At 40.9% G+C, this 21,889-nt stretch carries 17 protein-coding genes; 11 read left to right on the top strand and 6 right to left on the bottom strand.

Annotation, left to right across the window (positions count from 1 at the left end; translation table 11 throughout):
• Nucleotides 1-49: 49 nt before the first annotated feature.
• The 3 genes from NSTC745_RS19785 to NSTC745_RS19795 all read left to right on the top strand — a co-directional run bounded on the left by NSTC745_RS19785 (nucleotide 50) and on the right by NSTC745_RS19795 (nucleotide 3,019).
• A complete protein-coding gene (locus NSTC745_RS19785; RefSeq protein WP_445632456.1) occupies nucleotides 50-190 on the top strand; it encodes a hypothetical protein in 141 nt (46 codons plus the stop codon).
• The gene (gene sppA / locus NSTC745_RS19790) at nucleotides 183-2,018 is read left to right on the top strand and encodes a signal peptide peptidase SppA (protein WP_445632457.1); all 1,836 of its coding nucleotides are present in this window, start codon (nucleotides 183-185) and stop codon (nucleotides 2,016-2,018) included. Before NSTC745_RS19785 ends, sppA begins: the two co-directional genes overlap by 8 nt.
• A gap of 221 nt (nucleotides 2,019-2,239) precedes the next feature.
• Nucleotides 2,240-3,019, top strand: coding sequence for a hypothetical protein (locus tag NSTC745_RS19795; protein WP_445632458.1), 780 nt, complete (start codon nucleotides 2,240-2,242; stop codon nucleotides 3,017-3,019).
• A 167-nt stretch (nucleotides 3,020-3,186) separates the two neighbouring features.
• On the opposite strand, the gene NSTC745_RS19800 is transcribed toward NSTC745_RS19795, so the two are convergent.
• On the bottom strand, nucleotides 3,187-3,717 hold the full coding sequence (locus NSTC745_RS19800; RefSeq protein ID WP_096534255.1) for a pentapeptide repeat-containing protein: 531 nt from the start codon (nucleotides 3,715-3,717) through the stop codon (nucleotides 3,187-3,189).
• 254 nt (nucleotides 3,718-3,971) lie between these two features.
• On the opposite strand from NSTC745_RS19800, the gene NSTC745_RS19805 reads away from it, so the two are divergent.
• Nucleotides 3,972-4,862 carry a hypothetical protein gene (locus NSTC745_RS19805; RefSeq protein ID WP_445632459.1) on the top strand — a complete coding sequence of 297 codons (891 nt, stop codon included), beginning with the start codon at nucleotides 3,972-3,974 and terminating at the stop codon, nucleotides 4,860-4,862.
• Nucleotides 4,863-5,470: 608 nt separating this feature from the next.
• On the opposite strand, the gene NSTC745_RS19810 is transcribed toward NSTC745_RS19805, so the two are convergent.
• Nucleotides 5,471-5,842: a response regulator gene (locus NSTC745_RS19810; protein ID WP_445632460.1), complete on the bottom strand. Its 372-nt coding sequence runs from the start codon at nucleotides 5,840-5,842 to the stop codon at nucleotides 5,471-5,473.
• A gap of 176 nt (nucleotides 5,843-6,018) precedes the next feature.
• Nucleotides 6,019-7,560 carry an ATP-binding response regulator gene (locus tag NSTC745_RS19815; RefSeq protein ID WP_445632461.1) on the bottom strand — a complete coding sequence of 514 codons (1,542 nt, stop codon included), beginning with the start codon at nucleotides 7,558-7,560 and terminating at the stop codon, nucleotides 6,019-6,021.
• Nucleotides 7,561-7,765: 205 nt separating this feature from the next.
• On the opposite strand from NSTC745_RS19815, the gene NSTC745_RS19820 reads away from it, so the two are divergent.
• The 4 genes from NSTC745_RS19820 (at nucleotide 7,766) to NSTC745_RS19835 (ending at nucleotide 11,075) form a co-directional block, all read left to right on the top strand.
• A complete protein-coding gene (locus NSTC745_RS19820) occupies nucleotides 7,766-8,218 on the top strand; it encodes a cupin domain-containing protein (protein ID WP_445632462.1) in 453 nt (150 codons plus the stop codon).
• A 106-nt stretch (nucleotides 8,219-8,324) separates the two neighbouring features.
• On the top strand, nucleotides 8,325-8,849 hold the full coding sequence (locus NSTC745_RS19825; RefSeq protein WP_445632463.1) for a hypothetical protein: 525 nt from the start codon (nucleotides 8,325-8,327) through the stop codon (nucleotides 8,847-8,849).
• A gap of 249 nt (nucleotides 8,850-9,098) precedes the next feature.
• Complete coding sequence (locus NSTC745_RS19830) at nucleotides 9,099-10,022, top strand: FTR1 family iron permease (RefSeq protein ID WP_445632464.1); 924 nt, start codon at nucleotides 9,099-9,101, stop codon at nucleotides 10,020-10,022.
• Between the two features lie 114 nt (nucleotides 10,023-10,136).
• Complete coding sequence (locus NSTC745_RS19835) at nucleotides 10,137-11,075, top strand: 1-aminocyclopropane-1-carboxylate deaminase/D-cysteine desulfhydrase (protein ID WP_445638647.1); 939 nt, start codon at nucleotides 10,137-10,139, stop codon at nucleotides 11,073-11,075.
• Nucleotides 11,076-11,449: 374 nt separating this feature from the next.
• Here NSTC745_RS19835 and NSTC745_RS19840 read toward each other — a convergent pair whose 3' ends face one another.
• Together NSTC745_RS19840 and NSTC745_RS19845 are read right to left on the bottom strand one after the other, a co-directional pair.
• Complete coding sequence (locus NSTC745_RS19840) at nucleotides 11,450-12,109, bottom strand: class I SAM-dependent methyltransferase (RefSeq protein ID WP_445632465.1); 660 nt, start codon at nucleotides 12,107-12,109, stop codon at nucleotides 11,450-11,452.
• Nucleotides 12,110-12,327: 218 nt separating this feature from the next.
• Entirely contained in the window at nucleotides 12,328-12,720 is a 393-nt protein-coding gene (locus NSTC745_RS19845) for a VanZ family protein (protein WP_445632466.1), read from the bottom strand.
• 918 nt (nucleotides 12,721-13,638) lie between these two features.
• Here NSTC745_RS19845 and NSTC745_RS19850 point away from each other — a divergent pair.
• Complete coding sequence (locus NSTC745_RS19850) at nucleotides 13,639-19,062, top strand: ATP-binding sensor histidine kinase (protein WP_445632467.1); 5,424 nt, start codon at nucleotides 13,639-13,641, stop codon at nucleotides 19,060-19,062.
• Between the two features lie 56 nt (nucleotides 19,063-19,118).
• Here NSTC745_RS19850 and NSTC745_RS19855 read toward each other — a convergent pair whose 3' ends face one another.
• The gene (locus tag NSTC745_RS19855; RefSeq protein ID WP_445632468.1) at nucleotides 19,119-19,256 is read right to left on the bottom strand and encodes a hypothetical protein; all 138 of its coding nucleotides are present in this window, start codon (nucleotides 19,254-19,256) and stop codon (nucleotides 19,119-19,121) included.
• A 403-nt stretch (nucleotides 19,257-19,659) separates the two neighbouring features.
• Between NSTC745_RS19855 and NSTC745_RS19860 the strand changes: the two genes are divergently transcribed.
• Nucleotides 19,660-19,875 carry a DUF2949 domain-containing protein gene (locus tag NSTC745_RS19860; RefSeq protein ID WP_445632469.1) on the top strand — a complete coding sequence of 72 codons (216 nt, stop codon included), beginning with the start codon at nucleotides 19,660-19,662 and terminating at the stop codon, nucleotides 19,873-19,875.
• Between the two features lie 85 nt (nucleotides 19,876-19,960).
• Nucleotides 19,961-21,832, top strand: coding sequence for an ATP-dependent zinc metalloprotease FtsH4 (gene ftsH4, locus NSTC745_RS19865; RefSeq protein WP_445638648.1), 1,872 nt, complete (start codon nucleotides 19,961-19,963; stop codon nucleotides 21,830-21,832).
• Nucleotides 21,833-21,889: the final 57 nt, after the last annotated feature.

A 21,889-nucleotide genomic window follows, 5' to 3' on the forward strand; every position in this document is an offset into this window, starting at 1 on the left:
ACTTTGCTTAGCTACTCTTGTTTAATGAATTGAATTATTATGTAAAATTGTGCCTTACTACTGCGATCGCAACGTAGTTGATGCTGAGTATCCTGATTTGCGATCGCCAGACAAGACAAGCTGCAACTTAAATGCTACTTATAAGAAAATGAATAAACCAGTAGAACATAGATTTACGGGATATGACTAACTTTATTAAACAAACTGTTGCTAGTTTAATTGGCACCGTACTAGGGCTAATTGTTTTCTGCGGTTTGGGAACCACTGGACTGTTCCTGCTGCTGTTGGCTGCTACTTCCACCAAAGATACCGGGCCGGAAGTGAAAGATAAGTCAGTGCTGGTTTTTGACTTGTCGATGAAAATTACTGATGGCGAACCCAATTCTGGCGAATTCTTTCAAAATGCATTCTCCGGTGCAGGTGAAGAGAGAATGACACTGCGTAAAGTTGTGGAAACCTTGGAAAAAGCGCGGCGCGATCCGCGAATTGTGGGTATCTATCTCGATGCTAGCCGCGAAAGCGCAACTAGTGATGTCGGCTATGCCTCTCTCAAAGAAATCCGCAAAGCCTTAGAGGAATTCCGGGCTAGCGGCAAAAAAGTTGTTGCCTATGGCAGCAATTGGAGCGAAAAGGAATATTATATCAGTTCAGCGGCAAATTCCATCGTCCTTAATCCCTTGGGATTGATGGAAGTCAACGGTTTGAGTTCGCAAATGATGTTCTTAACGGGAGCATTGCAGAAATATGGTATTGGCGTTCAAGTCGTGCGGGTGGGAAAATTTAAGGGAGCAGTTGAACCGTTGATTCTCACAAAGCTGAGTCCAGAAAACCGCGAACAAACTCAAAAATTATTGGATGATGTTTGGGGAGAGTGGCGTGATGCTGTTGGTAGCAGTCGGAAAATTCAACCGCAACAGTTACAGGCGATCGCAGATAATCAAGCTTTGTTAGAAGCAACACAAGCAAAAGATAGCGGTTTGGTAGACCAAGTAGCATACCCTGATGAAGTGGTAAGCGACCTGAAAAAGCTTACAAAGAGCGACAAAGACGACAAAACATTCAAGCAAATTAACTTGAATGATTACGCACAAGTTTCCGGTAAATCTTTGGGTGTAGAACGCGACTCAAAAAATAAAATTGCCGTTGTTTATGCTGAAGGTGAGATTGTCGATGGTATAGGTGAAGATGGACAAGTAGGAGGCGATCGCTTTGCTAAAATCTTTAATAAACTGCGACAAGATAAAAATATAAAAGCAGTTGTGCTGCGAATTAATAGCCCCGGTGGTAGCGCCACCGCAGCCGAAGTCATGCAGCGAGAAGTGAAATTAACTCGCCAAGAAAAGCCAGTTGTAGTATCGATGGGCGATACCGCAGCCTCCGGTGGTTATTGGATTGCTAGCGACTCTAACCGGATTTTTGCCGAACCAAATACAATTACAGGCTCAATTGGCGTATTTGGGATATTACTCAATGGTCAAAAGTTGGCAAATGACAACGGTATCACCTGGGATTCAGTGAAAACCGGACAATATGCCGATTTTCAAACAGCTTCTCGCCCGAAATCGCTCCAAGAATTAGCGCTTTATCAGCGCAGCGTTGACCGAATTTACAACATGTTTCTCAATAAAGTTTCCCAAGGTCGCAAACTCCCAGAACAAAAAGTAGCAGAAATCGCCCAAGGACGGGTTTGGTCGGGTGTAGCGGCCAAGGAAATTGGTTTAGTAGATGAAATTGGCGGTTTGAATAGTGCGATCGCTTATGCTGCTAACGAAGCGAAACTAGGAGAAGATTGGGAATTACAAGAATATCCCCGCTTTAGTACCTTCGGAGAACGCTTTTTTGGCAAAGTAACTCAAGAGGTGCAGGATACTTTAGGAATTGAGCCAACGCAAGCCCAAAAATCTAATCCCCTCACCGCCGAATTCCAAAAACTGCAACAAGAAATCCAAATTCTGCAAAAAATGAACGACCCACAGGGAGTTTATGCCCGCTTACCTTTCAACTTGAAAATTGAATAGATGGGCATGGGGCAAGCCGGAAGTGTGGGAAGTGTGGGAGGTGTGGGAGGATGGTGAAGAAATCTTTCCCCGGACACTCCCCACACTCCCCCCTCTCCTCATCTCCCCATCTCCCCATCTCCCCCTAAGACACCCTGTCAAAGATTTTTTAATTCTGTGGAGAATACCGAGAAGGGATTACTTAGTGTAAATTACATAAAAGTCTTAAATGGAGATTGTCGATGCAACTTCTCGAATGTCCTCGTGTTGCAGTCATCGCCGGAGAAAATGCGGTTGAGGTTTCTCAACTACCCGCTATATGGCAAGAGATTGCGAGAGGAACCACGAGTGTGGGACTTTCCGATCCCCAAAGTTATGTTGAGATGGCACAGTTATTTCTATACAAATTAGAGCATGGTGACGTTGATTTATTTAGCGATCGCCCCCAACTAGCTCACTTAATACCGTCCTTCTCCCAAATCTTTGCACAACTAGCGTGGGAAACCCTGGAATTTTTTGGACAAGACTTTAAAAAAGACAGCTATCCGAATTTTGCAAAAATTCTCCAAGATTTAGAATCAAAGGGAATCGAGTATGCCGAGCAAGTAAAAGTAGCTCGTATTGGTATAGATTTATTCAATGAATTTGGTTACGAACTGCCTGCTAGCTTCTATCACGTGCATTTAGCACCAATCTACCGGGATTATGTTTTTGAAGAACGCGCCTTACGATTCGATCCCCGCGATATAGAACATAAGCGTTCTTGGGATGCCATACTCCATGCAGGCAAGGTATTTGCAATCCAGATGAAGGTGCAAAGTATTGCCTCAAAATACGGTTTTACTTATCAACACGGCTGCGGTTGCAACTCTCACCTCTCTTCCATCGATACGGCACGTGGGTCATTTGAGTATGAATTGAGTCTCGAAAAACGCCAGCGATGGATTCGCAGTTTCATCTGGACTGCTTGGTATGAGTATGCCTTCTTTGCGATCGTACCGAATACGACCTACTTAGTCTAAGAGGGATTGGGGAGAGAGGGGAGTGTGGGGAGTGTGCGGGAAAGGAGGGATGGGGGAGTGTGGGGAGTGTGGGGGGAAAGAAAATTTATACTTCCGGCTTTTTCCCCTCCTCCCACACCTCCCACGCCTCCCACACCTCCCACACTTCCTGCCTGCCCCCTGCCCTTTTACCCATTCTCATCCAAAATTGTCCCCTCTATATTGGCTCCCTCTAAATTTGCTCCGCTTAGATTTGCCTGGTTTAAGTCTGCTTCGCTAAGGTTTGCTTGAGACAAATCGGCTACTGTTAAATCTGCGCCACTCAAATCGGCTCCATTTAAATTAGCAGCAATTAAGCTTGCTTGCTGCAACTCCGCCTCGGTTAAGTTAGTATCAATCAGCTTGGCAACTGTCAAATCAGCCTGACTCAAATTAGCTCCATCTAATGTTGCTCCATCTAAGATGGCTCCATCTAAGATTGCTCCAGTTAAGTTGCTACCACTAAGATTTGCATCACTCAAATCTGCTCCATTCAAATCTGCACCAACAAAACTAGTTTGTGCTAAATTTGCGTGACTCAAATTAGCTCCGTCTAAGATGGCTTTATCTAAAATTGCGCCTTTGAGGTTAGCTTCCCTGAGGTTTGCCTCACTCAAGTTGACACCAGTAAAATCTCTTATGCCCGCGGCATAATTTTTTAGGAGTTGTTCTGCTTTCATATCTGTTTTGTGTCTGTTCCTGTGCTAAAGAACGTTGAATTGAAGCTACCCAGACAGGCAGAAAACCGCAGCACGCGCTACATGAAGATCTATTTGGTAAATCAGATTTATCTAGTTTAGCCATTCTTAAGGGTCAGCGCTACTACCTAGAGTAATGAAATATTTTCATACTTGAGAGAGATGTTTAGGAATTATTTAAGCATTAATGCAAAGCGATCGCTATACTCTATTGTGGTATTCGTCTGGCACAGGTTATGGCAAAACCAATTCGTATTCTTTTGCAGACTACGATTCCTACGACTGAAGATGATTGGAGCATTTTTCGTTTCTCGATGTTGCAAGATTACTTAGCATCAATTAAAGATGAAGCGGGAAATTCTTTATTTGAGGTTACGGGACGCGATTACGAGCCTAATACAGTTGGGGGTGACCCAGTATTAAGTACTCTTGATAAATCAGATTTTGATGAACTTTGGCTATTTGCCTTAGATGTCGGTGACGGTTTAACCGATAAGGATATTGCTGGGATTAATGCTTTTCGACAACGCGGCGGTGGGATTCTGACAACACGCGATCATCAAGATATGGGTTGTTCGATGTGCGGTTTAATTGACATTGGAGATGTCCATTATTTCAACACAAAAAACCCCGACCCCGATGAATCTCGTTGGAGTCGAGATGATTCATATACAACTTATATTTCTTGGCCTAATTATCATTCTGGGGCTAACGGTGATTATCAAAAAATTACCATTATCGAACCCATTCACGAACTTTTAAAAAACCCCAATTCTCCTTCAGGATATATCGAATTTTTTCCTGCTCATCCCCACGAAGGCGGGATTGGCAAGCCTTTAGCAAATGAAAATGCACGAGTAATTGCTTTAGGAAAAAGTTTAATTACTGACCGTAAGTTCAACCTTGTTGTAGTAATTGAACATCATCAAGATGCACGGGGAAATGTATTAGGAAGAGCAGTAGCTAATTCCAGTTTTCACCATTTAGTAGATTACAACTGGGATATTGAAAAAGGCTGTCCTAGTTTTGTAGATGAAGCACCAGGAGATGGTATGAAAAAAGAGCCACGCGCTTTGGAAGATATCAAAACCTATGTGCGTAATGTGGCTTTCTGGCTAGCAAATTAAACAACAATATACCCTATGGAATTTTGGATTTTAGATTTTGGATTTTGAATCTTCAATCCAAAATCTAAAATTTAGGGTGTGTTGTCGCCCAATACGGTTCGGTTAACGTGTTTATTCCTCGAAGATCCCCCCAACCCCCCTTAAAAAGGGGGGCTTATACCAATTTTCTATAAACTCGCACTAAATAATTTAATCTCTCTTCTTGCTATTTTCTTGGCGCTCTTGGCGTTCTTGGCGGTACCCTGCGGGAAGCCGCTACGCGTCTACGTTTTAAAAATAAAGTGCATTTTCACAGAGAATTGGTATTACAAACTTCTTTCACCCCCTTTTTAAGGGGGTCGCCGTAGGCGGGGGGATCTTAACCGAACTGTATTGTGTTATCGCCAAGAATTGAAGGTGCGTTAGCCTCCGGCATAACACACCCTACAGAATTGGTAATGTTGAAAAAAGAGATTTTGATTGTAGTAAATTTTTAAGCGATCGCTCTAATTTATCAACAGTTAATTAAACTGATTTTTGGGGAATTAGTAATTATTTGAAATTGCGTCCCCTGCCACGTTTTTCTAGTGAGTTGAACTATGCAATTTAAAAACCCATCAGCTTCTTAGCTACCAACCCAATGCTTCGCTGATTTGTCCTGCCAGTTTCAGGGGACGAAAAGGCTTGGCAAAGACAGCAGCTACATCTAAGCCTGTAAAGCTATCCCGGTCTGAATCCTGGACTTTAGCAGTTAGTAAAATTACTGGAATTGACTGAGTGACAGGATTAGCCTTGAGTTGTTGCAGAGTGGCACGCCCATCCATATCAGGCATCATCATATCTAATAAAATAACATCAAGCTTAAAGTTGGCAGCTACATTCAAGGCTTCGCGACCAGAACAAGCAGTCAACACGTTCCAACCAGCACCCATTTCTAATCCTAATTTTGCGATCGCCTGCACATCTTCTTCATCATCAACAATCAAGATACTTTTGTTCATTATGTCACTCTCGCATGATATGTGATGCTGGTTAGCTTGACCGTTCTGGAATTATTCTAAAATGCGATCGGGGAAAAGTAGGGTAAACTTGGTCATTAGTTATTTGTCATTAGTCATTAGTCATTGGTCATTGGTGATTTGTAAACGACAAATGACAAAGGACAAAGGACTAATGACTAGCCAGTTAAAGGTAACAGCACATAAAATGTACTGCCTTGCCCTAAAATGCTCTGAACCCAGATTTTACCGTTATGTTGCTGCACAATATTCCGACAAATAGCAAGTCCTAAACCCGTTCCTCCTTTGTTACGGGAATCAGATGCATCTACCTGCTGAAAACGCTCGAAGATAATTTGTAATTTATCTTCAGGAATTCCTCGTCCTTCATCTTGGATGGTAATCAAAACGTAGTTGGGTGAGGAAGTAAGGGAATTCTGGCTTTCTTGAGAGTCAACGGTTTTAGATTCCGAGAGAATAGCACTAATCCACACGCGATCGCCTGGTTCCGAAAACTTGATAGCATTACTGAGTAAATTTGTCAATGTTTGTATTAGGCGATCGGAATCTGCCCAAAGTTCAACTGTCAAGGGATTGACAATTAGTTGGACTTGTAATTTATCTGCCATTGCTTGCATTGCTTCGGTTGCCGTAATTAGTAATTCGGCAATATTGCATTTGGCGCTTCGCATGAATATTTTGCCCGATTTCATCCGCTCTAAATCGAGAATATCGTTCACCAAGCGCATTAGGCGTTCAGTATTAGTTGTGGCAATGCTCAGGACTTTTTGTCCTTGTGGGGTGAGAGTTCCTAATTGTCCTGCACCCAACAAATCTAATGCTCCCATTGTGGAAGTCAGAGGTGTACGCAATTCATGACTGACTAAAGAGATAAACTCGTTTTCTAGACGTTTGCGTTCGGTGATGTCATTGGCAATTAATAAAGCACACGGAACTCCGGCTAAGTCAATCAACTCGATAGATATTAATATAGTTTTTACTTCACCAGATTTCGTAGAAAATTCAAATTCTTGATTATATAGCGAGCCAGTTTCCGGCAGAAGTTGGATTTTTTGGGCGAATGCTACTGTATTTTTACCCAAATCAAGTTCAGTCGCCGTGTGTCCGATTACTTCCTCTAGAGAATAGCCACCGATCCTTAAGAAACTGGCATTGACATCAAGAAAACGAGCTTCCGAAACTGTAGCGATGGCGATTGGATTGGGACTAGAGCGAAAAACGATAGCAAACTTCTGTTCTGCTTTAGTGCGATCGTGGATTTCCTGCTGCAACTGCTGATTTTGGGCTTGGAGTTGTTGTTGCAATTGCCGAATCGTCAAATGATTTTCAATCCGCGCTAAAACCTCTTCTAATTGAAAAGGCTTAGTGATGTAGTCTACCCCGCCAACTGCAAAAGCTTTGATTTTATCTAGAACATCACCCAAAGCACTGATAAAAATTACCGGGATTTCACGGGTGCGATCGCTTGCCTTCAAATTTTGACAGACTTCATAGCCATTCATCTCAGGCATATTCACATCCAACAAAATCAAGTCTGGAGGAACTGCATTTGCTCCCCGTAAACCCGTAGAACCTTTAGTAACACTTCTTACTTTATATCCCTGCTCCGTCAGCATAGCAGATAGGAGGTTTAGGTTTTCTGGTGTGTCATCAATTACTAAAATGTCAGCTTTGGGAAATTTGAGTGATTGGTTAAGCATCACAATATCGACTTTCGCCAGAATGGGTTACTTATTATTCTTAGAAAATTTTATGTTAGTTCAGTTTCTTAATAATCAGTTACAAAAAAAATATCAATTATCCAATTGTCTCCCCTAGTTCTACCCTATCTATCGCTAATCTAATAAACATCAAATCAAGTTTGTAGCTGAAATCTACTAAATTACACAACAAGGAATAGCTTATATGCAAACTTCAACCATGCGTCAACCAATTATTCTAACACCAGGAGAAGGCAATAAATTTTCAGTTCTTGGCGCACATTTTACAACCAAAGCAACTGGCGAAGAAACAAACGGAACTTGGGCAGTTTATGAAATTACAGATACACAAGAAAATGGCCCGCCACTGCACACTCATCCTTGGGAAGAAGCGTTTTATATTCTAGAAGGTGAAGTAGACATCCAAATTGGTACAGAAACAATTTTGGCATCACCAGGCTGTTTCGTTAACATTCCTCACAATGCACCGCACGCCTTCAAAGTTCGTTCTGCTACTACTAAATTCTTAGTTTTAATTGCGCCCAAGGGAGCGAAAAAGTTTTATGAAGAAATGGGCGAAGTAGCAGATAGTCCACTAGTAAACATGGAAAAAATACAGCCTGTTTTCAACAAATACGGATTGCAGTTTGCTGGATAAATTGGAAACTGCATCGAGTAAACACAAACAATATATAGAGCATAATTCAGAATTCTCCTTCATAAAAAGTCATATGTACTCAATAACAAATCAGCAACTCAATTCTATGTCAAAAGCTACTCGTCTCTTAGCTGCTAGTGTCCTCGGTTTAGGTCTCAATGCCAGCCTTGTTTTTTACCCAACCGCCAGTCACGCTCAAAATGATGCTGGAGTGCCTAACGAACTCCAAGGGGAGTGGCGCTATGGTCGAATTTCATCCATCCAATACCAAGACAGCTACACAGGACGCCCAGCAGCCCCGAACGGTTCTAGCGATGAATTTCAACTGGCCTCTAACGGTAACTACCAACGAAGAAGGCTGATTCAAATCACCACCTACAACTGCACATCTAACCTATTCATAGAGGAAAAAGGCAAAGTCAAAGTTGAAGCCGGCCGTTTGACCTTCCAACCTAGCGACAGCACCTCCCAAGGGCAAATCTGTAATAGCGGACGCACGTACTCCAGTCGCAATTCAGCAAAGCCTGAAACCTACCAGTGGGCGATTGAAACTAATGACTACGGACAGCAAGTTCTAGTACTTGAAACTACAGACGGTCAAGGTAAAGCTCATTACGGACGACCCCAGTAGGGGTACTGAAGAAAGGCAGGGGAAAAGGTTAAAGGTTAAAGGGAAAAGGAATAAATTTAATCTTTCCCTTTTTGCCCTTCCCCTTTCCCCTTTCCCCCTTCCCCTTTCCCCCTTCCCCTTTCCTTTATAACTGCGATCGCTGCTAGCATAGCTTTGGCAGAACCTTGTGAGAGATTGTTTGAAAATTCAGCAAGTATACTCAAAAGCTCTCGCTAAACCTCTGTTAGTGAAATTATTAATTAACGTCCTATGAATTGGAGTGCTGCATTACCAACTTTTTTTATCACGTTAAGGGAAGGCGTTGAAGCCGCTTTAGTTGTGGGAATCGTCTTCGCGTGTTTACAGCAAGCTCAACAACAAAAATTGCAGCGTTGGGTTTATTTAGGAGTTCTCATCGGTATCTTAGCGAGTTTTGTATTTGGTTTGCTAATTCATGTAGGGCTACAAGGATTGCAGACATCTAAGCAGCTATATGCACCTGTTTTCAAGCAACTTTTTGAGGTTGGATTAGGTGTCATTGCGATCGCCATGCTCAGTTGGATGCTAATTTGGATGACACGACAAGCGCGATTTCTCAAAGCTGAGATTGAAGGTTCTGTCAAAAGTGCTTTGGGCGGAACTGATAGCGCAGGTTGGGCAATTTTTAGCTTAATTTTTATTGCTGTATTTCGCGAAGGTTTAGAAACAGCTTTGTTTATCGTCGCTAAGTTTCAAGAAGGTTTGACACCTGTTTTAGGTGCAATGGGAGGATTAGCGATCGCTGTTATTATCGGTATGCTGCTGTTTAAATGGAGCATTCGGATTAATCTAAGTCGATTTTTCCAAGTGATGGGTGTATTGCTGCTGCTGATTGTTTCCGGGTTGGTAATTTCTGTTCTGCGCCATGTTGATGCTGCGGCGATCGCTTTTAGCCAAATCAACCCCGAAGTCTTGGGTATTTGCGGACAAGGAAATACATCTTGCCTTCTAGGCCCCCAAGTTTGGGACTTTTCAACCATCTTACCTGACCGTCAGTTTCCCGGTATTTTGCTGAAAACTTTATTTGGCTATACCCAAAAACTGTATTTAGTTCAAGCGATCGGTTATCTGCTTTTTTGGATAACCGTAGGCGGACTTTATTTCCGCAGTCTCAGTCAACCGACACAATTAAAACCAGCCGCCAAATCTAGTTAATCTTAAAATACTATTTTGTAATTCAGATGTTCCTGAATTGCGGTATGTAGAGACGTTGCAATGCAACGTCTCTACAAAAATTTTGGTTTATATAATTACGAATTCTTTTGCACGATGCCATTAATATTTATTCCTCCATTTGTACAACAAATCAACAGCAAAATTGCCCGTGAGGCTGGTGTTAATTTATCTGTACTACGCCTTGATGTAATGCATCCGTGGGTTAATGGGAATAAATGGTTTAAGTTGAAATATAATCTTTTGGAAGCGAAGCAGAAAAATTTCACGAGGCTGCTTACCTTTGGCGGTGCTTATTCCAATCACATCTATGCAACCGCAGCCGCTGGTAATCTTTTGGGATTTCATAGCATTGGCGTAATTCGTGGGGAGGAAAATTTACCGCTAAATCCAACGTTGAGTTTTGCTGTGCAGCAGGGTATGGAACTTGTATATCTCTCACGTCAGATGTATCGCCAACGCAACACAGCAGGGTTGGATGAATATCTGCGACAGCGTTTTGGCGAGGTGTTTATCATTCCTGAAGGTGGTAATAATTTAAACGGCGTGCGCGGTTGTACAGAGATAATTAGTGAAGCGATGCCCTTTGATTATATTTGCCTAGCCTGCGGTACTGCTACAACGCTGGCTGGAATTGCGCTTTCGTTGCATGAAGGACAAAAAGCGATCGGTTTTCCTGTGTTGAAAAATGGAGGTTTTCTTGGAGAAGAAATCGAAAATCTCTTGACAAATTACCTTGCCTCTGGTTTACCAACTCCATATAATTCTCCAGGTGATTGGGAATTAATGTGCGATCGTCACTTCGGCGGCTATGCAAAAGTGAATCAGGAATTGCTACAATTTAGCCGAGAATTTAGCGAGACACACGGCGTACCTCTCGATTACGTATATACTGCAAAAATGTTTTATGGAGTGATGGATTTATTACAGCAGGGATTTTTTGCTAAAGGCAAAAGTTTGCTGCTAGTACACACAGGTGGCTTACAGGGTAATGTTGGTATAGAACAAAGGTTGCAGAGATTTTCTAAAATTTAAGTTGCCACTGAGCTAAATATCAGTTAACTTGGTATGGAATTTGACTAAATTACAGCGTTTTTCATCTATTTAAACCACAATCCCCAGTAGGGGCGCACAGCTGTGCGCCCCTACAACGTGGTCTATTTACATGAAAATTGCTGTGAGTTAAATAGGACTTACGCAAAAAACCTCTCAAACTCTTATTTCTCCGTGACCTCTGCGCCTCTGTGGTTCGATTTCCGTAGCCTGTGCGTAAGTCCTGTTAAATTCAAATACCAACCTTAATATTTACTCAAAATTAATTTAGGTCAATTTAATGTCTACATTTCGATATGGCCAAGCCAATAGATAATGTGCGTTTTTAAATAAGCTATTTTCTATAAAAGGGTATTTCATTTTGTTGCTACGCCGATAATATGAGGGCTAACAATTGGTAATCCCACTTCAAAACGATCGTAATTTATGCTGGAAAAACCAGCTTTTTCTAAAGCAATGTCAATTTCTCTATTTGGATAACAATTATCGGCTAAGGTTTTCCAAACTGGACTAATTGTATTTTGCACTTTTCGCAAAAAAGTTCCTTGAGGTGCGGCGATGTGTTCAATAAATAAGAAACGTCCACCTGGTTTGAGTATTCTTAAAATTGCCTGTAATGTGTAATTGATATTAGGCACTGAACATAAAAGTAATGTAGTGACAACGGTATCAATGCTGTTATCTTCAACGTCTAGCCATTCACCGTTACCAAAGCGAATGTCCATGTTTAAACCAAGTTCTTTTGCTTGTTTGCGGAGATAGGAATGCATCTCTATATCTGGCTCCATTCCTATTAAGTCAATATTGGAAGGATAATAACGTAAATTAGAACCATCTCGCGGACTAATTTCTAATACTTTACCTTGGAGATTGGCAAAAAGTGAGCGTTTGCGATCGCCTAGTTCTTGATCGTAAGTGCTGCTACGTTTAGCCATCATCCAGGCAAAAAAACTTTTACTCAATTTTACATAAAATTGATTTGGTAATTCTCCACAAATTTGGTTTACACTCATCATCCACTTCCTAATTTTTGAGGCTATAAATTGGTGTGCCAGTTAACCATTTATAGCCTCAAGATATGATATTTATTTTTCTCGGACTTCACCCACTTTACTCACCTGATTGGGTGATTTTCACCAATTTAAATGCATTTTTGTTGGAAGCTACCACCTCAGACATAACTGCAATTGCTTACATATCGGATTCCACTAAAAAGCTTTTGCCTATTGACTTTTCAAATTTCACTCTTTTGAGATTTGTTCAGGTTTTGTTTTTCTGCTAACCAAGTAAATAGTACAACACCGCATAAGTCAGCTGCTAAGTCAACTAAATCAAAGCTGCGATAGGGTGAAAATAATTGCAGTATTTCGTCGATGATACAAAAAAAGATGACAATAAATGGTGTTAAGGGCAGTGAAATGTTAAATATTTCAATCTTACGTTTGTTTAATGCTAAGTGCCCCAAGTATGCAGCAATTCCTAACAACAAAAAATGCATAATTGTATCAAAATACGGAAATTGAGAAAGTTCAACTGGAATGATTTTTAAGTAGGCTGATATGGATATAGACATTAAAATTCCAAAGTAAAACCAAAACGCAAAAACCCAAAGTCGGTTAGATTTCATTTTAATTATTTGAAACAGTACTGTCGGAATTCAAAATTAATTAGCTTTAAAAAGTTAATAAGCCGTAGCAGACTAGATTTTTCAATCATTCTGAATTCTTACATAATTACTACAAACATAACAAAGAGCATTCCGCAATTGGGAACGCTGGATTCTGGTAAATTCTGTTAAGATAATGTGAATTTTACGGATTTGAAAAAAGATTGCAATATTCGAGTTGATTAAACACAAAACAATATATAGAACTCATATTTGATTTTTGAAATATACGTAGAAATATACGTAGGGTGCGTTAGCCTTTGGGATAACGCACCATTATTAAGGATTTGGTGCGTTATGCTTCGCAATAACGCACCCTACAGATACTTAAATTTTTTCAATAATCAAATCGGATTCCTATAGGACTTACGCAACAACTCTCTGAAACTCTTATCGTAATATCAAGGGTTTAAGACCCCAACCATTACACGTAGTATCACTTGAGTCGGGGTTTACAGCGCTTTTCATTTGGATGGAATACATGCTTGAATACTAAATTATCAAGGGCACAACATTGTTGTGCCCCTACTGTGGTCTATTCAACTGCAAATTGCTGTAAATCCCCAACTCCAACTGTCTTTAATGCGTGAATTTTAAATTGTTAATTCTTTGTGTCCTACCCTGCGGGAAGCTACTTCTCTACGAGACGCTCCGCGTAGCTTGCTTCCCGAAGGGTACGTGTCTATGCGTCCTTTGCGGTAGCCTGCGGCAAGCCGCTCCGCGTCTACGTTTTTTCATGATTTTGCGTAAGTCCTGCAATAGTAGAGTGCGTTGTCGCCAAGCACCACACCATCTTGATATTAGACCTCTTGCATAAATCGAAAAAAGCGTTAGTGATTTGGGAATACTAACCCCAGAAATCACAAAAAAGTAGTCAGTATGGTCAGTACTCTTATCAAGATTCCTGAATATAGCATTACAGAAGAACTCTACAATGGTTCAAGAACTTTAGTTTATCGGGGATATCGAGAGACAGACTCATTAGCTGTGGCGATTAAACTGCTGAAAAATCCTTATCCCAGCTTCAACGAACTGGTACAGTTTCGCAATCAATATACAATTGCTAAAAATCTTAACTCACCCTTAATTATTCAAACCTATAGCCTAGAAGCTTACCAAAATGGTTATGGGTTGATAATGGAAGACTTTGGCGGAATTTCTGTGAAACAATGGATTTCTCAAAGAAAAACCGCACTATATATGGAGGAATTTTTACAAATAGCGATCGCTATGTGTAAAACTTTAGAAATCCTCTATCATCAACGGATTATTCATAAAGATATTAAACCAAGCAATATATTAATCAATCCAGAAACTCAACAAATTAAATTAATAGACTTTAGTATTGCATCTCTGCTACCACGAGAAACTCAAACTCTCGTTAATCCTAATGTACTAGAAGGAACGCTAGCTTATATTTCTCCAGAACAAACCGGAAGAATGAACCGGGGAGTTGACTACCGCAGTGACTTTTATTCTTTAGGTGTTACTTTTTACGAATTACTCACTGGTGAATTACCCTTCCAATCAAACGATCTGATGGAGTTGGTGCATTGCCATATTGCTAAAATGCCTACACCTTTGGAAAAGAAGAAAGAAATTCCCAAGGTACTTTCAGATATTGTCATGAAGTTGATGGCGAAAAATGTTGAAGACCGCTATCAAAGTGCATTGGGACTGAAGCTAGATTTAGAAAATTGTTTAAATCAACTCCAGTCAACAGGCGAAATTAAGAGTTTTCCTATTGCTCAACGAGATGCGTGCGATCGCTTTATTATCTCTGATAAACTCTATGGTCGAGAAGTAGAAATAGAAACCCTTCTACAAGCCTTTGAAAGAGTTAGCCTTGGGGCAACAGAAATTGTGTTAGTGGCAGGTTTTTCCGGAATTGGAAAAACAGCAGTAGTCAACGAAGTGCATAAACCAATTGTGCGGCAACGCGGCTATTTTATCAAAGGCAAATACGACCAATTTCAACGTAATATCCCCTTGAGTGCTTTTGTTCAAGCATTCCGAGATTTAATCGGGCAATTATTAACAGAAAACAATGTCCAACTCCAGCAATGGAAAAACAAGATATTAGAAGCGGTTGGCGAAAACGGACAGGTCATTATTGAAGTTATTCCAGAACTATCAAAAATTATTGGTCAACAACCGTCTGTACCAGAATTATCAGGAATAGCGGCACAAAATCGTTTTAATTTATTATTCCAAAAAATTACCCAAGTTTTTACTAGTGCCGAACATCCATTAGTAGTATTTTTAGATGATTTGCAATGGGCAGATTCGGCATCACTGATGTTGATGCAGTTATTAATGGCTGATACAAAATATCTTCTATTAATTGGGGCTTATCGCGATAACGAAGTTTCTCAATCGCACCCCTTAGTGTTGACTTTGAATGATATTCAAACAACAAAAGCCACGATTAATACAATTACTTTAGCACCACTAGGTCAAGGTGAAGTTGAGCAATTAATTAGCGATACACTCAAATGTCCAGAAAATTTGGCATTACCTCTGGCTCTACAGGTATATCAAGAAACTGAAGGTAATCCTTTTTTTACTATACAGTTTCTTAAAGCATTACACCAAGATGAATTAATTACATTTAACTTGGAGTTAGGGTATTGGTCATACAACATTACACAAACAAATCATCAAGCAATTGCAGATGATGTTGTAAAGTTTATGGTAGCTCAATTACAAAGATTGCCTCAATCAACTCAAAGAGCGTTGCAATTAGCTGCTTGTATTGGCAATCAATTTGACTTATCAACTTTGGCAATTGTTTTGGAAGAAACAGAAATTGAAACGGCAGCTAGTTTATGGAAAGCTTTGCAAGAAGGTTTAATTTTACCTATTAGCGATGTTTATAAATTTTATCAAGGAGACGCTCCTGATACAGTAGCTCAGTCAAATGAAAATCTCGATAAAAAACTAGCTAAATATAAATTTCTACACGATCGAGTTCAACAAGCTGCTTATTCTCTAATTCCCGATCGCCAAAAACAAGCAACTCATCTCCAAATTGGACAATTGCTGTTGCAAAATTATTCCTTGACAGAAAAAGAAGAAAAACTGTTTGATATTGTTGGGCATTTAAATCTAGGACAAGAGTTAATTACCGAATCCCAAGAGCGAGAAACCTTGGCTCAACTTAACTTAGCAGCAGGGAAAAAGGCTAAAAATTCTACTGCATACACCGCGGCCAGAGCCTATTTTCAGACTGGGATAGAACTACTGACAACCAAATGCTGGCAAGAACAATATAAATTAACTTTAAATCTTTATGTAGCCGCCGCCGAAGCTAGCTATCTAAATGCTGACTTTGATGGGATGGAAAAAATAGCGCAACAGGTGTTGCAATCAGCCGAGAGTATTTTAGATAAAGTAAAAATTTACGAAATTCAAATTGCTGCCCAGACAGCCCAAACCAGACATTTAGAAGCGATCGCAGTGGGTAGAGATGCGCTCTTACAATTGGGAGTGGCACTACCTATCGAGCCAAATGATGCTGAGATTGGTAAGACTCTACAAATTCTCGCCAGTCAACTAGCAGGTAAACGAATTGAAGAATTGATCGACTTACCAGTAATGAGCGATCTGCAAGCGCAAGCAGCGATGCAACTGTTAGGAATGTTGTTTGCTCCTGTTTTTCAAGGAATGCCTGGTTTATTGCCATTAATTAGCTCTACAATGGTCGGTTTATCTCTACAGTTTGGTAATGCGCCCGCCTCCACAGTAGGGTATGTGCTTCACGGTATGGTGCTGTGTGCCTTTTTAGGAGAAGTTGAGACAGGCTATAGCTTTGGACAGTTGGCATTGCATTTACTAGAGCGTTTCAACCTGCCGGAATTAAAATCAACAATTTTAATTTTGTTTGGTGGTTTTATTCAGCATCGTCAAGAAAGCTTTTTGGCGACTATCCCGACGCTAAAAAATGGTTTTGCCTCTGGTATGGAAACTGGCGATTTTTTACACGCTGGTTACAATGTCTGCTGTTATAGCTATGCAGGCTTTTGGGGGGGTACGGAACTCAGCAGTTTAGAACTAGACATATCCTCTTACAATGCTGCCTTGACTAACGCCAAGCAACATTCTGCCCAAACTTATGTAAGTTTAATGCGGCAAGCGGCAGAAAACTTTAGGGAACCCCGAATTCAGCCGGATTGTTTGAGTGGCACTATCTATGATGAAACTGCAATGTTGCCCAAGCACCGCCAAGCCAACGAACTGACGGTGATTGCCGAGCTTTATACCTACAAACTGTTGCTGGCTTATTCTTTTGGTAATTACAAAGCGGCAATAGACTATATTGACGAAGGTAAGCAGTATTTACTGGCAGTATCAGGATTAATTTTTATACCGATTTTCTCTTTCTATACAACTCTGACATACTTGGCAGTATCTCGCACTCTGCCAGAAATTGAAAAAGCCGAAATTCTCGCCCAAGTGGAAATCCATCAAAATTCTCTGCACCAATGGGCGCAATCTGCTCCTATGAATCATCTGCATAAATGGCATTTAGTTGAGGCAGAAAAACAACGAGTGCTGGGCAATAAAACCGAAGCAATTGAAAATTACGATCGCGCCATCTCTCTAGCTCATACCAACGGCTACATCCAAGAAGAAGCACTAAGCAATGAACTTTGCGCTCAATTTTACTTCGACTGGGGTAAAGAAAAGGTAGCTGAAGTATATATCCAGCAAGCATACTACTGTTATGCTCGTTGGGGAGCAAAAGCTAAAGTTGTTGAAATTGAAAAACGTTATGCCTCATTACTAGCTTCTATTATCCAGCAGGCTTCTTCTTTCTCAACTAACCAAACACTTTTTACTTTGGGGAATAATACCGCCATCACTTCCTATACTTCCAACAGTAGCAGTGTTTCTTCAGCTTTAGATTTAGGTACTATTCTCAAAGCTTCTCAAACTATCTCCAGCGAAATTGAACTTGAAAAACTGCTGTCATCATTGCTGCATATTGTTATTGAAAATGCTGGAGCAGATAAGTGCGTATTAATGTTGGTAGAGTCAGACAATTTATTGATTAGAGCATCAGCCGAACTGAATGTTAGTGCTATTGAAGGTAAGGAAAATACAAAAGTCAAATTTTCTTCAATGTTGCTCAAGTCACAGCGTGTTGAAGAGTCACAAAATGTACCAATTGGTTTAATTAACGCTGTTAAACGCACTTTAGAACCAATAGTAATTGTGGATGCTAACGAACATTTGCAATTAATTAATGACCCCTATATTCAGCAACAGCAACCTAAAAGTATTTTATGCAGTCCGATGCTAAATCAAGGAAAGTTGCTCGGCGTATTGTACCTAGAAAACAATGTCGCGGCTGGAGCATTTACTCACGATCGCGTTAAAGTACTCAATCTGCTGTGCGCCCAAGCCGCCATCTCATTGGAAAATGCCCGACTCTATCAACAAGCTGGGAAAGCACTAATTGATTTACAACAAGCCCAATTACAAATAATCCAAAGTGAAAAGATGTCTGCACTAGGTAATTTAGTGGCTGGGGTAGCGCACGAAATGAATAATCCCCTTGGTTTTATCGCTGCTAGCCTCAAACAAGCTAAACCTAGTATTAACGATCTGATCGAACACTTGAAACTATACGAGCAAAGTTTCCCCGCACCGGGAGATGAAATCAACGACCATGCCGAAGACATAGATTTAGAGTATACTTTAGAAGACTTACCTAAAATAATTGATTCCATGACTATGGCGTGCGATCGCCTCAAGAATATTAGCACTAGTCTCCGCACTTTCTCTCGTGCAGATAAAGATTATAAAGTCCAGTTTAATATTCATCACGGTATTGATAGTACAATTCTCATTCTCAAACATCGCCTAAAAGCAAACGAACAACGTCCGGCGATTGAAGTTATCGCTGAGTATGGAAATTTACCCCAAATAGAATGTTTTCCCGGTCAATTAAATCAGGTATTTATGAATATTCTTGCTAATGCGATTGATGCTTTAGAAGAATCAAATACTGGCAAGAGTTTTACAGAAATTCACAGTCATCCTGGGTGCATTAAAATTAGAACATCGATTGAAGATAAATCTGTCAAAATCTCAATTGCTGATAATGGGAAGGGAATGAGTGAATCCGTCAAACAGAAAATATTTGACCATTTATTTACTACCAAAGCTGTCGGAAAAGGAACGGGATTGGGACTAGCGATCGCTCGTCAAATCGTCGAAGAAACTCATGGTGGAAAACTAAGTTGTAAATCTGTTCTGGGAGAAGGTACAGAATTTACGATCGAAATTCCAGTCTGAGCTTTTAAAGTTTAAATTCCTAATAATTCTTCCTAGTCCTTAGTTACTTTGTTTGTTCAGATTTTAAATCGAGCGATCGGCATATTGTAACTAGCTGATGAGCCTTGATATTGGGTTAATAGCCAGAGGCGTTGTTGAGCAAAGGAAAGACGCTTCGGGGCATCATCTGGTAAGGTGGGAATTTCCTCTGCCATCACAGCTTTGGTGGCAGAATTTAAGAATGCTAAAATATCCGCTTTGCTGCTTTGAAGACTCTGAGTACGGTAAACCGTATTTGCTCTTAGTTCCCAAAGATTAATTTAATTGTTAAGTTTAATTACATAAATTAAAAATCGTAGCCAAGCTTGCTGGAAGGGAGAATCGATCGCTCTTGAGGATGGATACAACACGAACGACTTGGCACAGGCGCGGTCTGTCTTAGATATCGCCTCTGTTGGTCAGATACCTTATTGCACCTGGATTTACGTCAAACAACAGCTGTCAAAAGTGTGATGGTTTTTGGCAAACTATTTTGTATGTAGATATTTTAACTAGCCTTTTGTCAAGTTTCTCAAATTCCATCAAAAATAAATTTATTTAATATTGCTTAAGATTGCGATGACCGCCACAAATCAATTAGTGAATTTTTTAGAAAAAGAGTTGGCTATTTCTGGGAAAGCAATTTCCCTAGCCTTGCGACATTGCGAACAGACTCCCAATTTCCTAGCAATGACCCTCTGGCAATATGGATTGATAACCCTAGACCAGTTAGCCCAAATTTTTGATTGGCTAGAGGAAGGTGGGGAGACAAATCAATTAAAAATTCAAAATTAAAGAACTTCTTTGTGCCTCCTCTTTCCAATGACCAATGACCAATGACTAATGACTAATGACTAATGACCAATGACTAAAAGGATTAATAACACTTATGTCAATTAAAAAAGAACAGCCTAAGCCACCCCGTTCTAGAATTATTGCCAATGTATTGTTAGCAGTATCAGGGTTATTCCTGCTTTTAAATTTGTTTTTGCCTGGTTTGTTTGGTTCTCGCCCTGCTGGCGTTCCCTATAGCTTATTTATTCATCAAGTACAGGAAGGGGAAGTCAGCCGCGCTTCGGTTGGTCAAAACCAGATTCTTTACGAATTAAAAACAGAGAATGGCCAACCAGGGCAAGTGTTTGCAACTACACCAATCTTTGATTTGGAATTGCCCAAACTCCTAGAACAAAAAGGAGTTGAGTTCGCGGCTGCACCTCCACCGAAGAATACTTGGTTTACAACCCTTTTGAGTTGGGTTATCCCACCACTGATTTTTATTGGCATCTGGCAATTCTTTGTTTCCCGTGGTGCTGGTGGTTCTCAAGGTGTTCTCTCTATCGGTAAGAGTAAAGCTAAGGTTTACGTTGAAGGTGAATCTGCTAAAATTACCTTCCAAGATGTGGCTGGGGTAGAAGAAGCGAAAACTGAGTTAGTGGAAATTGTAGATTTTCTCAAGACTCCGGCACGTTTTACGCAAATTGGTGCGAGGATTCCCAAAGGTGTACTGTTGGTTGGCCCTCCCGGTACTGGTAAGACACTTTTAGCCAAAGCTGTCGCTGGGGAAGCAGGAGTTCCATTCTTCAGTATCTCTGGTTCCGAGTTTGTGGAACTGTTTGTGGGTGTGGGTTCTTCCAGGGTGCGAGATTTATTTGAGCAAGCAAAGAAGCAAGCTCCTTGTATTGTATTTATTGATGAATTGGACGCCATCGGTAAGTCTCGTAGTAGTAACGGTTTCTACGGTGGTAACGATGAACGCGAACAAACCCTCAATCAATTACTGACTGAGATGGATGGGTTTGCGGCGGGGGATGCAACTGTAATTGTGCTTGCAGCTACCAACCGTCCCGAAAGTCTAGACCCTGCATTGCTGCGTCCGGGTCGCTTTGACCGTCAAGTCTTGGTAGACCGTCCTGATTTATCTGGTCGTGAAGCAATTCTCAAGATTCACGCTCAAAAGGTGAAATTAGGAGATGATGTAGATCTTAAAGCGATCGCCACTCGTACTCCTGGTTTTGCTGGTGCAGATTTAGCAAACTTGGTAAATGAAGCCGCATTATTAGCAGCCCGCAATCAACGCCAAACGGTTGCTCAAGAAGACTTCGCCGAAGCAATTGAGCGGGTAGTCGCCGGTTTAGAAAAGAAGAGTCGTGTATTGAGCGATACCGAGAAAAAGATTGTTGCTTACCATGAAGTCGGTCACGCAATGGTCGGGGCGCTAACCACAGGAAACGGTCGTGTAGAAAAGATTTCCATTATTCCCCGTGGGATGGCTGCTTTAGGCTACACCTTACAATTACCCACCGAAGACCGCTTTTTGATGAATGAAGGAGAATTGCGCGGTCAAATTGCAACTCTGTTAGGAGGACGTTCCGCCGAAGAGATTGTGTTTGGCAGTATTACAACAGGTGCATCTAACGATTTGCAACGAGCAACAGACTTGGCAGAACGAATGGTGACTACCTATGGTATGAGTAAAGTCTTAGGGCCGCTTGCTTATCAACAAGGACAACAAGCAATGTTCTTGGGCAATGGCGCTCCTAATCCCCGGCGGGCGGTGAGTGAAGATACAGCCAAAGCCATTGATAGCGAGGTCAAGGAAATCGTGGAAACTGCCCACGAACAAGCGCTACAGATTCTTAAGGAGAATCGAGATTTGTTAGAAGCGATCGCAACTCAACTTTTGGAAACAGAAGTTATTGAGGGAGAAAAACTGCATAATCTCTTGAGTCAAGTAAAACCTGTAGGTCATTAGACTTCTTGCAGAAGTCGGGAAAAGGGCAAGGTGGGGCCCCCTCTGGGGATAAGGGGC

It is taken from the genome of Nostoc sp. DSM 114161 (assembly GCF_052692665.1).

What these genes read in the sequence shown, in the direction of transcription:
- NSTC745_RS19850 (WP_445632467.1), top strand. Translation starts at nt 13,639, where the DNA reads ATGGTCAGTACTCTTATCAAGATTCCTGAATATAGCATTACAGAAGAA.
- NSTC745_RS19840 (WP_445632465.1), bottom strand. Translation starts at nt 12,109, where the DNA reads ATGATGAGTGTAAACCAAATTTGTGGAGAATTACCAAATCAATTTTAT.
- NSTC745_RS19805 (WP_445632459.1), top strand. Translation starts at nt 3,972, where the DNA reads ATGGCAAAACCAATTCGTATTCTTTTGCAGACTACGATTCCTACGACT.
- NSTC745_RS19830 (WP_445632464.1), top strand. Translation starts at nt 9,099, where the DNA reads ATGAATTGGAGTGCTGCATTACCAACTTTTTTTATCACGTTAAGGGAA.
- NSTC745_RS19815 (WP_445632461.1), bottom strand. Translation starts at nt 7,560, where the DNA reads ATGCTTAACCAATCACTCAAATTTCCCAAAGCTGACATTTTAGTAATT.
- NSTC745_RS19825 (WP_445632463.1), top strand. Translation starts at nt 8,325, where the DNA reads ATGTCAAAAGCTACTCGTCTCTTAGCTGCTAGTGTCCTCGGTTTAGGT.
- NSTC745_RS19860 (WP_445632469.1), top strand. Translation starts at nt 19,660, where the DNA reads ATGACCGCCACAAATCAATTAGTGAATTTTTTAGAAAAAGAGTTGGCT.
- NSTC745_RS19855 (WP_445632468.1), bottom strand. Translation starts at nt 19,256, where the DNA reads ATGGCAGAGGAAATTCCCACCTTACCAGATGATGCCCCGAAGCGTCTT.
- NSTC745_RS19810 (WP_445632460.1), bottom strand. Translation starts at nt 5,842, where the DNA reads ATGAACAAAAGTATCTTGATTGTTGATGATGAAGAAGATGTGCAGGCG.
- NSTC745_RS19820 (WP_445632462.1), top strand. Translation starts at nt 7,766, where the DNA reads ATGCAAACTTCAACCATGCGTCAACCAATTATTCTAACACCAGGAGAA.
- NSTC745_RS19800 (WP_096534255.1), bottom strand. Translation starts at nt 3,717, where the DNA reads ATGAAAGCAGAACAACTCCTAAAAAATTATGCCGCGGGCATAAGAGAT.
- NSTC745_RS19795 (WP_445632458.1), top strand. Translation starts at nt 2,240, where the DNA reads ATGCAACTTCTCGAATGTCCTCGTGTTGCAGTCATCGCCGGAGAAAAT.
- NSTC745_RS19845 (WP_445632466.1), bottom strand. Translation starts at nt 12,720, where the DNA reads ATGAAATCTAACCGACTTTGGGTTTTTGCGTTTTGGTTTTACTTTGGA.
- sppA (WP_445632457.1), top strand. Translation starts at nt 183, where the DNA reads ATGACTAACTTTATTAAACAAACTGTTGCTAGTTTAATTGGCACCGTA.
- NSTC745_RS19835 (WP_445638647.1), top strand. Translation starts at nt 10,137, where the DNA reads ATGCCATTAATATTTATTCCTCCATTTGTACAACAAATCAACAGCAAA.